Annotated in this window: 12 protein-coding genes, 2 pseudogenes and 1 riboswitch; of the genes and pseudogenes, 6 read left to right on the forward strand and 8 right to left on the reverse strand. The window is 60.3% G+C overall.

Annotated features, from left to right (window positions below; all coding sequences use genetic code 11):
- Positions 1 to 52: 52 nt before the first annotated feature.
- Positions 53 to 2,385, reverse strand: a pseudogene (locus P6U16_RS20195) (DNA translocase FtsK).
- Positions 2,386 to 2,947: 562 nt separating this feature from the next.
- Entirely contained in the window at positions 2,948 to 3,139 is a 192-nt protein-coding gene (locus tag P6U16_RS20200; RefSeq protein ID WP_277701959.1) for a hypothetical protein, read from the reverse strand.
- A 140-nt stretch (positions 3,140 to 3,279) separates the two neighbouring features.
- On the opposite strand from P6U16_RS20200, the gene P6U16_RS20205 reads away from it, so the two are divergent.
- Positions 3,280 to 3,657: a CAP-Gly domain protein gene (locus P6U16_RS20205; protein ID WP_277703921.1), complete on the forward strand. Its 378-nt coding sequence runs from the start codon at positions 3,280 to 3,282 to the stop codon at positions 3,655 to 3,657.
- A gap of 3 nt (positions 3,658 to 3,660) precedes the next feature.
- On the opposite strand, the gene P6U16_RS20210 is transcribed toward P6U16_RS20205, so the two are convergent.
- The 6 genes and pseudogenes from P6U16_RS20210 to P6U16_RS20235 form a co-directional block, all read right to left on the reverse strand.
- Complete coding sequence (locus tag P6U16_RS20210; protein WP_277701960.1) at positions 3,661 to 5,718, reverse strand: acyltransferase family protein; 2,058 nt, start codon at positions 5,716 to 5,718, stop codon at positions 3,661 to 3,663.
- 139 nt (positions 5,719 to 5,857) lie between these two features.
- Positions 5,858 to 6,894, reverse strand: a pseudogene (locus tag P6U16_RS20215) (sulfate/molybdate ABC transporter ATP-binding protein).
- Between the two features lie 15 nt (positions 6,895 to 6,909).
- Positions 6,910 to 7,800, reverse strand: a complete 891-nt coding sequence (gene cysW / locus P6U16_RS20220) for a sulfate ABC transporter permease subunit CysW (protein ID WP_277701961.1) — start codon at positions 7,798 to 7,800, stop codon at positions 6,910 to 6,912.
- Entirely contained in the window at positions 7,790 to 8,647 is an 858-nt protein-coding gene (gene cysT / locus P6U16_RS20225; protein ID WP_277701962.1) for a sulfate ABC transporter permease subunit CysT, read from the reverse strand. Before cysT ends, cysW begins: the two co-directional genes overlap by 11 nt.
- A gap of 7 nt (positions 8,648 to 8,654) precedes the next feature.
- Positions 8,655 to 9,680, reverse strand: a complete 1,026-nt coding sequence (locus P6U16_RS20230) for a sulfate ABC transporter substrate-binding protein (protein WP_277701963.1) — start codon at positions 9,678 to 9,680, stop codon at positions 8,655 to 8,657.
- 157 nt (positions 9,681 to 9,837) lie between these two features.
- On the reverse strand, positions 9,838 to 10,101 hold the full coding sequence (locus P6U16_RS20235) for a hypothetical protein (protein ID WP_277701964.1): 264 nt from the start codon (positions 10,099 to 10,101) through the stop codon (positions 9,838 to 9,840).
- Positions 10,102 to 10,312: 211 nt separating this feature from the next.
- Between P6U16_RS20235 and P6U16_RS20240 the strand changes: the two genes are divergently transcribed.
- The 5 genes from P6U16_RS20240 (at position 10,313) to P6U16_RS20260 (ending at position 15,257) form a co-directional block, all read left to right on the forward strand.
- Entirely contained in the window at positions 10,313 to 10,663 is a 351-nt protein-coding gene (locus P6U16_RS20240) for a hypothetical protein (protein ID WP_277701965.1), read from the forward strand.
- Between the two features lie 102 nt (positions 10,664 to 10,765).
- A complete protein-coding gene (locus tag P6U16_RS20245; RefSeq protein ID WP_277701966.1) occupies positions 10,766 to 12,538 on the forward strand; it encodes an SLC13 family permease in 1,773 nt (590 codons plus the stop codon).
- Positions 12,539 to 12,729: 191 nt separating this feature from the next.
- Positions 12,730 to 12,944, forward strand: a riboswitch (cobalamin riboswitch).
- A 107-nt stretch (positions 12,945 to 13,051) separates the two neighbouring features.
- Positions 13,052 to 13,468 carry a DUF1636 domain-containing protein gene (locus P6U16_RS20250; RefSeq protein WP_277701967.1) on the forward strand — a complete coding sequence of 139 codons (417 nt, stop codon included), beginning with the start codon at positions 13,052 to 13,054 and terminating at the stop codon, positions 13,466 to 13,468.
- Positions 13,469 to 13,493: 25 nt separating this feature from the next.
- Entirely contained in the window at positions 13,494 to 14,282 is a 789-nt protein-coding gene (locus P6U16_RS20255) for an ABC transporter ATP-binding protein (protein ID WP_277701968.1), read from the forward strand.
- A 12-nt stretch (positions 14,283 to 14,294) separates the two neighbouring features.
- The gene (locus tag P6U16_RS20260; protein WP_277701969.1) at positions 14,295 to 15,257 is read left to right on the forward strand and encodes an ABC transporter substrate-binding protein; all 963 of its coding nucleotides are present in this window, start codon (positions 14,295 to 14,297) and stop codon (positions 15,255 to 15,257) included.
- The last annotated feature ends 16 nt before the right edge of the window (positions 15,258 to 15,273 follow it).

Raw genomic sequence — 15,273 nt, forward strand, 5'->3', positions numbered from 1 at the left:
TGACCAAATGAACGGGGAGGGGGTCAACAGACCTCATCCTCCCCGTTTTCGTTCAATCCATATCCGCATCGAAAGGGCTGGCCGTTCTGTCCGTGCTGCCATTGACGATCTCGCGTTTGCCGACGTGATTGGCGGAGCCGACGAGGCCTTCTTTCTCCATGCGTTCGACGAGCGATGCGGCCCTGTTGTAGCCGATGCCGAGGCGGCGCTGGATGTAGGAGGTCGAGCACTTCTTGTCGCGCAGCACCACCTTTACGGCCTTGTCATAGAGGTCGTTGCCGTCGTCCGCTGCCATGTCGCCCTTGTCGAAGACGGCGCCCTTCTCCTCGGGCTCTTCGGTTTCCTCATCAACGGCGGTGACTGTTTCGAGATAATCCGGCCGCCCTTGAGTCCGCAGATGGGCGACGACGCTTTCGACCTCTTCATCCGACACAAAGGGACCGTGGACGCGCACGATGCGCCCGCCACCGGCCATGTGCAGCATGTCGCCTTGGCCGAGCAGCTGTTCCGCGCCTTGTTCGCCCAGGATGGTGCGGCTGTCGATCTTCGACGTCACCTGGAAGGAGATGCGGGTCGGGAAGTTTGCCTTGATCGTACCGGTGATGACATCGACGGACGGACGCTGCGTTGCCATGATCAGGTGGATGCCGGCGGCGCGGGCCATCTGGGCCAGACGCTGGATGGCGCCTTCGATTTCCTTGCCGGCGACCATCATCAGGTCGGCCATTTCATCGACGATCACGACGATGTAGGGCATGCGCGTGAGGTCGAGTTCCTGCTCCTGATGGATCGCCTCGCCGGTGCCCTTCTCGAACCCGGTCTGCACCAGCGTCGTGAAGCTTTCGCCCTTTTCGCGGGCAGCGGCGGCGCGGGCATTGTAGCCGTCGATATTGCGCACGCCGAGCTTGGACATCTTGCGGTAGCGGTCTTCCATCTCCTTCACCGCCCATTTCAGCGCCATGACGGCCTTCTTCGGGTCGGTAACGACGGGGGTCAAAAGATGCGGGATGCCGTCATAGATCGACAGTTCGAGCATCTTCGGGTCGACCATGATCAGCCGGCATTCCTCCGGCGTCAGCCGGTAGAGCAGGGACAGGATCATGGTGTTGATCGCGACCGACTTGCCGGAACCGGTGGTGCCGGCGACAAGCAGATGCGGCATCTTGGCGAGTTCGGCGATCACCGGTTCGCCGCCGATGGTCTTGCCGAGGCAGAGCGGCAGCTTGAAGGCCGTGCGGTTGAAATCCGGCGAATCGATCAGCTCGCGGAAATAGACGGTTTCGCGGTGGGCATTCGGTAGTTCGATGCCGATGACATTGCGTCCGGGCACGACGGCGACACGCGCCGACACGGCCGACATGGAGCGGGCGATATCGTCGGCGAGACCGATGACGCGCGAGGATTTGACGCCGGGTGCCGGCTCGAATTCGTAAAGCGTGACGACCGGGCCGGGGCGGACATGGATAATCTCGCCGCGCACGCCGAAATCTTCCAGCACGCTTTCGAGATGACCGGCATTCTGCTCCAGCTGCTCCTGCGTCAGGACGAAGCCGCTCGACAGGGGGCTTCCTGCAGAAGCGACCGTGGCGGGAACTCGTAAGCGTCGCCGCTCACTGTCGACAGGGTCGATTGCGGGATCTGGAACGGCTTGGAGATCGCCACGCCTGAGGAGGCTACGGACCTCGCGACCGGTGCTTCCGTAGGGGCGGGGGCCGCCGCAACCGTTGCTGCGATGGTGCCCGGACGGGTTACGGTTTGCGAAGCAGAGGGAACTGGCACGGGGAGAGGAACTGCCGTGATGGGTACTTGTGTATAGGCCTGCTGGGACGGCGCCCTGCGGACTTCGACCACGCGGAACTTCGAGGCGATCGAGCCGCTATCGACTACCGGAACAGGGCGTGTTTCCACAGAAATGGCTGCAGTCGGCTCGGGAAAGGCAAAGGACGCGGATTCGAAGAATGCGAAATCCGAGAGATAGGGAAGGTGGGTTTCGGCGACGGGTGCCTGGTGGGCCACAGCCACATCCGCAACGATGATCGGCTCGATAAGCCGGCCTGTCGGGGCGCGTTGCGTTGCAGTCGCCGAAGGTATCGCGGCCGCAGTGATGGGCTGGTCGGCCACGATCTGCGGTTCTGCCGCTGCCTGGGTTTTCCAACGCATCATGCGGCGCTCGCTCATCGCTTCACGCAGTCGCTCGATCTCTAGCGCTACGGGAGAATGCTGGGCAGGCTCGATCGTGGCTGTCATCGTTGTCGCTATGGGGTCTACGGAATTCTGTGGCACAACGATCTGCATTTCATGGTGAGGCGTGTTCGGCTCCCGTGCCGGAAGCTCGCGATGCGTCTCCCGGTCGGGGGTGCGGGTGAAGCGCACATTGGGCGCCATCAGAAAATGGCTGTCCAGGCTTCCATCAACCAGATGCGCAGGATCACTGGCGCGCAGGATCGGAGAGCGGAAACGGGAGGTTTCCCCTATGATTTCCGCCTCTGTGCGTCGCGTATCCAAGGGCGCATAGGGATCATTATCCGGCCGTGGATGATCCGGCATTCCGAATGCTTCCGCATCGGGCATGTCTTCGGATGGCGTGTTGCTGTACGTCGCGGGCTGAAAGTTCGTTCTGGGAATACGCATGGAACCTGCAAGCGAAATCGTGACTGATAAGATGGCTGATGAATAGGAAATGAAGGTTAACATTCCCTTCCACGGTAACCATCAACTTGATTGCCGCGCAGACCAAAATTTCTTGGAAAACGATTTATTTTCATATTGTTGGCGTTGGCTTTCCATCCGCTAGAGGCGCCAAGAAATTAATTTCCTCACTATACGGCAGGCGCGTCGGTGCTTGATCATCCCTGTTAAGGCGGCACGTAATTTTGTATCCAGACAAACGAAAAAAGGACGCATGGTTTGCGTCCTTTTTGCACCTTCAATTGGCCGTCACTGCCGTTCAGGCCATGCCTGCCGGGTCGCCGATCGGCAGAAGGGCTGGTGTCAGCACCGGGTCGTTGGGGTTCTTGTTGTCACCCTTATCGACGATGGGCGGTGTTGCCGGCCTGTCCTGCGAGCGGTCCGGGATGCCCGGTGTGACCTGGGGGCCGCGCGGTGATTCCGGTGTCTGTTCTGGAAGCGTGGTTGGCATGATCGTTCTCCTTTGACAGGAAAACGAGGGAGAGAGCCGTTGGTTCCCTGCAACATGCACTTCAAACGGACAGGCGGCGGCGGATGGACAGGGGTGGCGCGATCCGCTAAGGAACGCGGGCTGTAGAATGCGGAGAGCGGATCATGAACCAGTTTCACGTCGGCCAGAAGGTCGTCTGCATCGACGACAAGTTCAAGAACGTGTCGATCGACCAGGGTATCCGCAAGGGTCAGATCTACACGATCCGCTGGATCGGCCCCTACAAGCACTATATCGACGGCGAGTTCATCGGCATCAAACTCGAGGAAATCCACCGCGGCAATGATGATGGTCCGGAAGGTTACGGTGCGGCTGACATGCCCTATCGGGCAACACGGTTTCGCCCGCTTCTGCGCGACAAGCTGTCGGCCCTGCGCAATCTGCTTGCACCGACGCCAAAGGGCGAGACGCCGTACATGCCGGATGCGCCGGAAGAGCCGCAGCGCAAGGCCCCGGTGAAGAAGCCCGAAAAGGTCTGATCGTCAGGGCGTTTCGGTCGACGTCGCCAGCTTGTCGGCACTGGTATCCGCCCGGCTTGCCTCGACCGCTTTTAGGATTGCCGGGACCACCAGCGCGGCACCCGCATTCGATGGGTGATTGCTGTCGATGTAATAGATTTTCTCGTAGCCCTGATTATTGAGGCAACGATCCTTGACGATAGTGCCGCAGAAAAATTCTGCTGGTTTGACGCGGTAAAGATTGGGATGGGAGAGGGCGTCGAAGGCGGCGAGAACCGTGGCGTTGCGCTTGCGGTAGAGTTCGGCGCTCGTCGAGAATATCGGATCCGTTTCGCCCGCCATGGCTGCCTTGGCGACGAGGTCGGGCACATTCCAGCCGGCCTCGGGGATCGGGTAGACCAGCACCACCTTGGTTCCGCCATCGAGATATTTCTTGATGTCCTGCAGGTAGCGCTCCAGCACCCGTGCCTTGCGGGCATCATCGAAGCGGCCAGCGGCCTCGCTTTCATTTTCCAGAAGGTCGGCATAGATCGGTGTCAGCGCCTCGACGCCGCCCTCGCCATTGTCGAAACCGCCGCCATCGATATAGAGCGACCAGCGGTCGAGCATGATCACCGTGTCGACACCGCTGTCGCGGATATAATTTTCAATGCCTGAGAAGAAGGAATTGCAGCGCAGGCGGTATTTCGGATCGGAGACATAAAAGCCGGAAAAGCCGAGGCAGGCGGAATGGCTCATGGCATAGAGATCGACCTTCGCCTTGTCGAATTCCCGCAGCGCTTCCCCGGCGATCGCACCGGCATGCGAATCGCCGATCAGGATGGTCTTGCTGCTCGTCGAATGCGCGGTCAGGCAGGCGCGGACCGGATGCTCGATGTTGCTCTCACCCTTGTCGAACAGGCAGGTGTCCATCGCCGGATCATGGTTTGCTTTTTCCGCCAGCACGGTGCGCGCCGTTTGTGGCAAACGAAACTGCAGCCCGTTGTCGCGGCTGCCGACAAAGCCGATGGCGATGAACAGTCCGGTGCCGATCGCCGTTGCGGTCAGCACGCGCGGCGCGGATGAAAGCATCGTGATGCGCCCGGTACGGAAAGGGGTCTCGACAAAACGCCAGGAGAAGTAGGCAAGCACGAGCGAGGTCACGGACAGCGTTAGGAACAGCGCGGTCGACGGTTCGGTGAGGCTGCGGATACGGGCAAAGGCGAAGAGCGGTTGATGCCAGAGATAGGCGCTGTAGCTGATCAGGCCGATGCCGACCATCGGGGCTGTCGACAGGATGCGGGCGACAAGCGTGCCTTGTGCGGCAAACAGGATGATCAGGGCCGTACCGATGACCGGGGGAAGGGCGTAGAAGGACGGGAAGGGTGTCAGTTCATCATAGGCGACGATCGAGAAGAGGATCAAAGCGAGGCCTGTGAGCGACAGGATTTCGTTCGGCTTCTGTGTTCTGCCGGAAAGGATGAAGGCCGTCAGCGAGCCTGCCAGCAGTTCCCAGGCCCGGGTGGTCGGCAGGTAGAAATTGGCGGAGGCGAAGTGGACCGAGCCATAATCTGCAAGGAGCAGGCTGAGGATGGCGACAATAGCAATGATGGCCACCAGGGTCTTTCGACCGAACCGCCAGCAGAACATGACGAACAGCGGGAAGACGAGATAATATTGCTCCTCGACGGCAAGGCTCCAGGTGTGGAGCAGCGGCTGTTCCTCGGCGGCGGCCGCAAAATAGCCGGTCTCCTTCCAGAACAGGAAATTCGAGACGAACAGGCAGACGGCGATGATGCTGTGGCCGAAATCCTTCATCTGCATCGGCAGCATCCAGGCCCAGGCAAAGGGCAGGCAGCAGAGAAGCACGAAGAACAGCACGGGCATGATGCGCCGCGCGCGCCGCTCATAGAATTTCAGAATCGAGAACCGGCCCTTTTCCTGCTCACCAATGATGATCGAGGTGATCAGGTAACCGCTGATGACGAAGAAGATGTCGACGCCGACGAAGCCGCCGGAGAAGACGTCGATGCCGGCGTGGAACAGAATGACCGGGACGACTGCCAAGGCCCGCAGCCCGTCGATTTCGCGTCTGTAAAGCATCTAAAAATCCATGTCGGTAAAAAGAAATCTGCCATGCGGTCAAGCGTCTGCAGCGCAAAGAAATCGGCCCCGGATGCGAGGCTGCAACCGGAGCAGGATAAGGAAACCAGCTTTGGATCAAAGGTCAACCGGGGGATGGTCAGTTCCGGAACAATTTCCACCGTGTCGGGCGAAATGCGATGCGTGACCGATCGGTTGCGGTCTTTTCCGGGGTAGCTCGATCTCGACCTTGCCCTGCGTCGAGCCGATGTCGAGTTCGACATGGCGCGTTCCGGCGACCCGGCGGCTGGCGGTGACGAGACCGGCAATGCAGCCGCCACAGCCATCGAGCAACTCGATGTCGTGGGGGCGGAAATAGAGCTGCGCTGCCCCGTCCTTTTCACCGGGCGCGCTGATGCCGATCGAGCGGTCCTCGATCCACAGCTGGCCGTTTTCGATGCGCACCGGCAAAATATTCGACTGGCCGATGAAGCCGAAGACGAAGGGTGAAACCGGCGTGTCGTAGATTTCGTCGGGCGTGCCCACCTGCTCGATCTGGCCCTTGCTCATCACCACGACGCGGTCGGCGAGTTCCAGCGCTTCCTCCTGGTCGTGGGTGACGAAGATTGTCGTGTGCCCGGTGCGGTCGTGGATTTCGCGTAGCCAGCGCCGCAGTTCCTTGCGGACCTGGGCATCGAGTGCACCGAAAGGTTCGTCGAGCAGCAGGACATTGGGCTCCACCGCCATGGCGCGGGCAAGTGCCACCCGCTGGCGCTGGCCGCCGGAGAGCTGGGCGGGATAGCGTTTTTCAAGCCCGGTCAGCTGGACGAGGTCGATCAGCTCCATCGCGCGTCGTTTGATCTCCGCCGAGGATGGCCGGCGGCCGGCAGGACGGATTTTCAGGCCGAAGGAGACGTTGTCCAGCACCGTCATGTGCCGGAACAGCGCATAGTGCTGGAACACGAAACCGATATTGCGCTGCTGGACCGTCTTGCGCGAGGCGTCCTCGTCACCGAAATAGATCGTGCCGTCCGTCGGGGTCTCGAGACCGGCCACCAGGCGAAGAAGCGTAGTCTTGCCGGAGCCGGAAGGACCGAGCAGCGCGATCAGTTCGCCCGAACGAATGTCGAGGGACACATCGTTGAGGGCGGGAAAGCGGCTGAATTCCTTGCGTATGTTTTGAACGCGTACTTCCATGGATGTTTAGACCTTTCAATGCCGGCGGCTGGCGGCGATCTGTTCGCTGAACTTCATTTCAAGCAGCGATTTCAGAACGAGCGTGACGAGCGCCAGCAGGGCGAGAAGCGTTGCGACCGCAAAGGCGGCAACGAAGTTATATTCATTGTAGAGGATTTCGACCTGAAGCGGCATGGTGTTGGTCAGGCCGCGAATATGGCCTGAGACCACCGAGACCGCTCCGAACTCGCCCATGGCGCGGGCGTTGCACAGCAGCACCCCGTAGAGCAGTCCCCATTTGATGTTGGGCAGCGTGACATACCAGAAAGTTTGCCAGCCGCTTGCCCCCAGCGAAAGGGCCGCTTCCTCGTCGCTGGTGCCCTGTTCCTGCATGAGCGGGATCAGTTCGCGCGCCACGAAGGGAAAGGTCACGAAGACGGTTGCGAGCACGATGCCGGGCACCGCGAACAGAATCTGGATGCCATTGCCCTGCAGCCAGGGGCCAAGAAGGCTGTGCGAGCCGAAGAGCAGGATGAAAACCAGGCCTGAAATGACAGGCGAGACCGAAAAGGGAAGATCGATCAGCGTCGTCAGGAAGGCCTTGCCCTTGAATTCGAACTTGGCGATTGCCCAGGCCGCAGCGACGCCGAAGACGACGTTGAGCGGGACTGCGATTACAGCGACGAGAAGGGTCAGTCGAATGGCCGAAAAGGTTTCCGGATCGGAAAGCACCGTCAGGAACTCGCCGGGGCCGTTGCGCATGGCCTCCGTGAACACCGCAGCGAGCGGCATCAGCACGAAGAGGCCCATGAAACAGAGGGCAAGGCCGATCAGCACATAACGTGCCAGCCGGCTTTCGGAGGTTGCAGTGCGAACCATTTCGGAGGTGCCGTGATGGCCGGCCGGATCGGGAATATCATGCGCCATAACCATACCTCCGTCTACTCCAGGCCTGGATCAGGTTGATGACCAGCAGCATGGCGAATGAAATCACCAGCATGACCGCGGCGATCGCCGTTGCGGCCGGATAATTGAATTCCTCGAGCCGGATGACGATGAGAAGCGGCGCGATTTCCGAAACATAGGGAAGATTTCCGGCAATGAAGATGACGGAACCGTATTCGCCGACGCCGCGTGCGAAGGCGAGCGCAAAGCCGGTCAGGACCGCCGGGGTCAGGCCTGGCAAAAGCACGCGGCTGATCGTCTGGAAACGGTTTGCGCCAAGCGTCGCTGCGGCTTCCTCGACCTCCTTGTCGATCTCTTCCATGATCGGCTGTACAGTTCGCACGACGAAGGGCAGGCCGACAAAGACAAGGGCGATGACGATGCCGATGGGGGTGAAGGCGATCTTGATGCCGAGGGGCGTCAGTAGCGAGCCGATCCAGCCGTTCGGCGCATAGAGCGTCGTCAGGGCGATGCCGGCAACGGCGGTCGGCAGGGCAAAGGGGAGATCCACCATGGCGTCGATGATGCGCTTGCCGGGAAAGCTGTAGCGCACCAGCACCCAGGCGAGGATGACGCCGAAGACGACATTGACCAGCGCTGCTGCAAAGGCGGTGCCAAAGCTGATGCGGAGGGCATTGATGGTCCGTTCATCGGTGGCCAGCGTCCAGAACGTGCTCCAGCCGAGCGCGCTGGACCGCCAGAGCAGGCCCGAGAGAGGAATGAGAATGATGAGTATGAGCCATGACAAAGTGACGCCGAGCGCCAATCCGAATCCCGGAATGACGCTCGGCTGTCGAAATTGCCACCGCTTGCGTGTGCTTGCGGTCATGTAAAACTTATTGCCCCGGCTTGTAGATCTGATCGAAGAGGCCACCGTCCCCGAAGAATTTCGGCTGAGCTTCCTTCCATCCACCGAATTCGTCAATAGTGGAAAGCTTCACATCGGCAAAGCGGGCAATATCCTCAGGGGCTGCCGCTTCCGGCTTGAACGGCCGGTAGTAGTGCTTGGCAGCGATCTTCTGGCCGACATCCGAATAGAGATATTGCAGATAGGCCTCTGCCACCTTGCGGGTGCCCTTAGCATCGACGTTGCCATCGACCAGCGCGACCGGCGGCTCTGCCTTGATGGAAACGGAAGGCGTGACGATCTCGAAACTATCAGGGCCGAGTTCCTCGAGCGACAGGTAGGCTTCGTTTTCCCAGGCGAGCAGAACGTCGCCGAGACCGCGCTGGACGAATGTCGTCGTTGCACCACGAGCGCCAGTGTCGAGAACCGGGACATGCTTGAAGAGACTAGCGACGTATTCCTGGGCCTTTGTGTCATCGCCGCCATTGGCCTGCCGTGCCCATGCCCATGCCGCGAGGAAGTTCCAGCGCGCGCCGCCGGAGGTCTTTGGGTTCGGTGTGATTACCTGGATATCGTCCTTGACCAGGTCGCCCCAGTCCTTGATCCCCTTGGGATTGCCCTTGCGCACCAGGAAGACGATGGTCGAGGTGTAGGGTGCGCTGTTGTTCTCGAACTTGCTCTTCCAGTCCGCCGGGATCTTGCCCGTGTTTGCGGCAATGGCGTCGATGTCGGCCTCAAGCGCCAGCGTCACGACGTCCGCGTCCAGACCATCGATGACGGAGCGGGCCTGTTTGCCGGATCCGCCATGCGACGTCTGGATCGTCACGGTTTCGCCGGTGTCCGTCTTCCATTTTTCAGCGAAGGCCGCGTTGAAGTCCTTGTAGAGTTCCCGCGTCGGGTCGTAGGACACGTTGAGTATCGTCGTATCGGCAAATGCGAAACCGAGCCCACCCACCTGAATGCTGCTTGCCAGCAGGGCCACCGTGATAAATCGCGTCAGTCGTTTCGCGTGCATGTCTACCTCCGTTGTTAGTAGGCATACTCTATGCAAATTATCGATTATTATAACGCAGAACTTTCTCCACTATCGGTCAAGGGGAGCAAAGTCGTGCTTTTGCGATCACTCATATAGAAAACTTTACCTCCAAGCACTTTTCCGTGCCCCTCCCTGATTAAGGGTCCGGGAAGAAGGCATCCTGGCGGCGCCGATCGACGATCTTCAGCGTCCGGTCGGGCTGGATCTTATAGGTTTCATAAACCTGTTCGCCCATGTCGCCGGTAAAGAGATGGGTGAAGGTGCTGCCAACAGGCGATTTGGTCAGCTTTGTTCGTGGCTGTCCATTGTAGGTGATACTGCCGGGGATCGGCTGAAGTTCGGTCGTCGTGCAGCCGGCGAGTAAAAGGGCAATGGCTGCGGCTGAAAGGGCGGTCTTCATGGTCTGCTCCATTTCTTAAGCGCGCTCTGCGCATCCAACAAAGAGATAGGGCGTGCACTGCATCTTTCCATTGCTTGTCGCGATCGTGAGCCTGCGTGATCGGCCATTCTGCGGGCTTGCCTGAGGCTTACGGGCCGAAATCGGGCCCACTTGTATCCATCAGCGAATCAGCCAGAATGAATTGGGGAGGTTTCACGGGGACTTAGATGTCATGAATCTCTTTGCCTATGCTTCTCTCCTTGTTCTCCTCATCTCCCACATCGATTCCGTCGATGCCAAGAGTGCACGCGACGATCTCATGGAAAAGATCGCCGATGTCGTCGCCTTCGCCCGGGTTTGCCCGGCATTGGAGATGGACACCGCCTCTATCACCACGATCGCCATCGGCCAGAGCATCGGAAAATCCAACCGCGACTATGACGTGATCGACGCCATGGCCAATGCGCGGGAAGGGGCCATGCGTCGCGGCGGTGATTCCTGGAGCGCCTGCGAAGCCGGGCGTCGTCAGTATGGTCCCGGCGGAATCGCGTTGCCGGGCATGTTGCGCGAACGCGGCCTATAGCGGCGAGTTTTTCACAAGTGCGGAACTTTGGCTGTCGGGAACGCTTTAAATTGTCGAAGGTGATGCTATACCAGCGGCTCCGATCCCATTGCAGGCTTTCCGATGACCGTCGATCAATATCTTGCGTTTGCGGTCATCGGGTTGATGATGGCGTTTTTCATCTGGGGCCGATTCCGCTACGACATTATTGGCTGCTGCGCGCTGATGCTGGCGGTTGCGGTCGGCATCGTCCCCTATGACAAGGCGTTCACCGGCTTCAGTGACGATATCGTCATCATCGTCGCCAGTGCCCTGATCGTCAGCGCCGGTGTCGCTCGCTCGGGTCTTGTCGATGCAGCGATCGAGCGCTACCTGCCGCGGCTCGGCTCCGTGCGTGGCCAATTGTTCATTCTCGTCGTGCTCGTCACCGTCCTGTCCGCCTTCATCAAGAACATCGGGGCGCTGGCGATCATGATGCCGGTCGCCTTTCAGTTTGCGCGCCGCTCCAACATCCAGCCTTCGCGCTTCCTGATGCCGATGGCGTTCGGCGCTTTGCTGGGCGGCCTGATGACACAGATCGGCACGTCGCCGAATATCGTGGTGTCTCGTGTGCGCGAAGAACTGACCGGCGAAAGCTTCACGATGTTCGACTTCACGCCTGTCGGTGCCACCCTCGCGCTGGTCGGAACGGTGTTTCTGCTGTTTGCCTACAAGCTGGTTCCGGAGCGGGTCAGCCAGCAGTTCTCGATCGAGGAAGCCATCGAGATCAGCAATTATGCGTCCGAGGCGGCGGTGCCGGCAGGCTCGCCCTTCGTCGGCAAGTCGCTCAGCGCTTTGCTCAAGGCCAGCGATGGCGAGGCCATCGTCACCTCGGTCATTCGAAAGGCACAGCATCGCACACCTTTGCCGGATGTGGCGCTGGAGGCTGATGATATCCTGCTTCTCGAAGGCAGCCCGCTGGCGCTGGACAGGGTCGTCTCGCAGGGCAAGCTCAAGCTTTCCGGCGATCGATCGCCGTCCGGCACGAAGCCCGGAGCGGAAATCGAGGCGATCGAGGCCGTCATCGGCAGTGAAAGCACGCTTGCGGGCATGTCGGCAACGCGGCTTGCGCTCTTTAATGCCCACAATATCAACCTGCTCGCCGTCAGCCGCCAGGGACAGCGATTGAAGGAGCGGCTCGGCAACGTAACGCTGCAGGTCGGCGATATCATCGTGCTCCAGGGCTCACGCAAGGAACTGCCGGGTTTCCTGCAGGAGTTCGGCTGCCTGCCGCTGGCGCAGCGGGAAATCCTGCTCGGTACGATCCGGCGTGCCTATCTGCCGCTTCTGGTGCTTTTTGCGGCCATGGGCAGCACGGCTATTGGCATTCTGCCGGTGCCGATCGCGTTTTTCGGCGCGGCACTGGCTATGGTTGTGTTTCGGGTCATTCCGCTGCGTGATGTTTATCGCTCCGTCGACGGGCCGATTCTGGTGATGCTGGCGACGCTCATTCCGGTCAGCGATTCCTTGCGCACAAGTGGTGGAACCGATGTCATCGCCAACTGGCTGGGCGAGGTGGCATCGCAATTGCCACCGGCCGGTGCGCTGGCCCTAATCCTGATAGCCGCCATGGCGGTGACGCCCTTTCTCAACAATGCGGCGACCGTGCTGGTCATGGCGCCGATCGCCGCCAGCTTCGCCACGGCGCTTGGATACAGGCCTGAAGCCTTCCTGATGGCGGTTGCCATCGGCGCCGGCTGTGATTTTCTGACCCCGATCGGGCACCAGTGCAACACGCTGGTGATGGGCCCGGGCGGTTACCGCTTCAGCGACTATCCGAGGCTGGGACTGCCCCTGTCCCTGGTCATCATCATCGTCAGCATCCCGGCGCTCACCTATGTCTGGCCGCTGCAGTAGTCATTGCTGGTAAGGCGATGGCGCGATAGAACCGCCACGGTCGCCCCCAACGCCAACCTCGGAGGTTAGGGGTAAAGAATTTTCTGTTTGCTTTATGTAATGTTATTTCGTAACAAGGCAAACATCGACTGCGTCCGCTGAAATTTCACAGGGAGGTGGCGCAGGGGTGGTTGTGACTTTTTACAGGATGTGTCAGGTCTTGGTTTGATGGTGCTGCTTCCAACAAGACTCGGAAGCGGCTGAAAAGGGAACACGGTGAGGACGACCCAATAGGGGCCGAAACCGTGGCTGCCCCCGCAACTGTAAGCGGAGAGTGCGTTCACGATATCCCACTGGCGACGCCGGGAAGGGGTGAATGCGCATCGACCCGCAAGCCAGGAGACCTGCCATCAAACCGATCAACCGCAACGGACGGGGTGTTCCGATGGAAAAAATCTGGCTTGCTGCCGGGGGCTCTGCGCCCCTGCGCATGATTGCCATTTTGTCTCCGGGAAAAACCACCGGAGGAATGGAATGGCGACATCATCTTCGAACAAACAACACACGATCACTGTTTGCACCGACTGCCGGATTACCGGCAAGCCCTGCCGGCCAGGACTTGAGCTGCTTGCCCGGCTGAACGAGAGCCTCGCGGCACTGAAGCAGCCGCTGGACCAGGACTTTTCGGTTTCGGGCACGGCCTGCATGGCCGGTTGCACGCGACCCTGCACCATTGCGTTCCAGGCGAGCGGCAAGGCGACATACCTGTTCGGCGACATCCTGCCGGATCAGGATATCGACGATCTCGTGGCCTTCGCGGCCGTTTATGCAGACCGGGCCGACGGCCTGACGCGGCAGGCGGAGCGTCCGCGCGGATTGAACGGCAAGACCATTGCGCGGGTGCCTGCAACCTTGCTTGCATCGGAGTTGCTTGCGGAGCGCCTGCAATGACGGGCCTGATCACGGGGTGGCGCCCATGAATTGCGCTTCCGAAGGGGCACGGGTCGTCGCCCGCGCGCTCAGCTGGGGGCCGCGTCCCGGTCTTATGCTGGTTCGCGATGTCAGCTTTTCCATCGAGCCGGGCAGCCGGCTCGTGATCCTGGGTCCCAATGGTGCCGGGAAATCATCGCTGCTGCGATGCCTCTATCGCGCCGTGCGGCCGCTGCAGGGCACGGTCGAGATCGACGGCGAGGATCTTTGGAGCCTGACGGCCCGCGACGCTGCCCGGACAATTGCCGTCGTGCTGCAGGAAATGCCCGCGGATTTTCCGTTCAGCGTCCGCGATGTCGTCACCATGGGGCGGATCCCGCGCCGCCAGGGCATGAACGGCTGGACCGATGTCGACCGGGAAAGGGTGACCCACGCCCTCGACCATCTCGATCTCGCCCATCTGGCCGGACGCCAGTTTTCAACATTGTCCGGTGGCGAGAAGCAGCGTGTCCTGGTGGCACGCGCGCTGGCGCAGGAGCCGCGCATCATCATCCTCGATGAGCCGACCAATCACCTGGATATCCGCCACCAGCTGGAAATCCTCGGCCTTTTGCGTAGCCTGCAGCTCACCATCGTGACTACCCTCCACGATATCAATCTTGCTGCGGATTTCGCGACCGAGGTCGCCATCATGCAGGACAGCCGCATGACCTATTTTGGCGTGCCGGATGAGGTTCTGACGTCGACGGCGATCTCATCGACCTTCGGCGTTACGGCCACCGCCCATCGCCCTTCGGGCAATCACGCCCGCTTTTCCTTTTCCCTTTCACACTGAACGGAGACAATCATGATCAGAAAAGTGCTTTCAACAGCGGCCGCGAGCCTGCTTTTTACAGCGATCCTGGCCGCTCCGGCGGTTGCGCAGCCTACGACGGTCAAAAGCTGCAACCGCGATGTGACCTTCGATACGGTGCCTAAGCGGGCGGTCTCAAATGACGTCAACCTGACCGAGATGATGCTCGCCCTGAAGCTGCAGGATCATATGGTCGGCTACACCGGCGTCTCGGGCTGGAAGACGCTCGACGAAACGCTCCGTGCGGGTGTCAAAGCCCTGCCGGAACTTTCGGCGAAATATCCGACCAAGGAGGTTTTGCTGAATGTCGATGCCGACTTTTATTTTGCCGGCTGGAACTATGGCATGAAGGTCGGCGGTGAGGTGACGCCCGAAACGCTCGCGCCTTTCGGGATCAAGGTTTACGAACTGACTGAATCCTGCATTCACATCATGGCCAAGGGAAAGCCGACGATGGACGACATGTTTGTCGATCTGCTCAATCTCGGCAAGATCTTCCAGGTCGAGGACCGGGCCGAGGCGTTGGTCGCCGGATACCGCGAGAAACTAGAGGGCATCAGTGCCAAGATCGGCACGGTCAAGGAGCCGGTCCGAGTCTTCGTGTATGATTCCGGCGAAGAGAAGCCCTTTACCTCCGGTCGCTTCGGCATTCCGACCGCGATGATCGAGGCCGCGGGCGGGCGCAATGTCATGGACGGCGTCGAAAAGAGCTGGACGGAAGTCTCCTGGGAGCCGGTCATCGAATCCAACCCGCAGGTGATCGTCATCGTCAATTATGGCGAGGTGACTGCGGAACAGAAGATCGCCTTCATGAAGAACAATCCCGCCTTCAAAGCGATCGATGCCGTCAAGAACGGCCGTTTCGTGGTTCTCGAATACATCGAGGCGACACCGGGACCGCGCAATGTCGATGCCATCGCCCGGCTGGCCGCCGCGTTCCACCCCAATACCATGTAGCTTTGCCAGGCTCTGA

Source organism: Rhizobium sp. 32-5/1, assembly GCF_029537235.1.
Taxonomy (GTDB): domain Bacteria; phylum Pseudomonadota; class Alphaproteobacteria; order Rhizobiales; family Rhizobiaceae; genus Pararhizobium.

Excerpts from the sequence above, each read along its gene's own strand:
- cysT (WP_277701962.1), bottom strand. The coding sequence starts at position 8,647 with ATGACCGCAAGCACACGCAAGCGGTGGCAATTTCGACAGCCGAGCGTC.
- P6U16_RS20210 (WP_277701960.1), bottom strand. The coding sequence starts at position 5,718 with ATGCTTTACAGACGCGAAATCGACGGGCTGCGGGCCTTGGCAGTCGTC.
- P6U16_RS20230 (WP_277701963.1), bottom strand. The coding sequence starts at position 9,680 with ATGCACGCGAAACGACTGACGCGATTTATCACGGTGGCCCTGCTGGCA.
- P6U16_RS20240 (WP_277701965.1), top strand. The coding sequence starts at position 10,313 with ATGAATCTCTTTGCCTATGCTTCTCTCCTTGTTCTCCTCATCTCCCAC.
- P6U16_RS20250 (WP_277701967.1), top strand. The coding sequence starts at position 13,052 with ATGGCGACATCATCTTCGAACAAACAACACACGATCACTGTTTGCACC.
- P6U16_RS20235 (WP_277701964.1), bottom strand. The coding sequence starts at position 10,101 with ATGAAGACCGCCCTTTCAGCCGCAGCCATTGCCCTTTTACTCGCCGGC.
- P6U16_RS20255 (WP_277701968.1), top strand. The coding sequence starts at position 13,494 with ATGAATTGCGCTTCCGAAGGGGCACGGGTCGTCGCCCGCGCGCTCAGC.
- P6U16_RS20200 (WP_277701959.1), bottom strand. The coding sequence starts at position 3,139 with ATGCCAACCACGCTTCCAGAACAGACACCGGAATCACCGCGCGGCCCC.
- P6U16_RS20260 (WP_277701969.1), top strand. The coding sequence starts at position 14,295 with ATGATCAGAAAAGTGCTTTCAACAGCGGCCGCGAGCCTGCTTTTTACA.
- P6U16_RS20245 (WP_277701966.1), top strand. The coding sequence starts at position 10,766 with ATGACCGTCGATCAATATCTTGCGTTTGCGGTCATCGGGTTGATGATG.
- cysW (WP_277701961.1), bottom strand. The coding sequence starts at position 7,800 with ATGGCGCATGATATTCCCGATCCGGCCGGCCATCACGGCACCTCCGAA.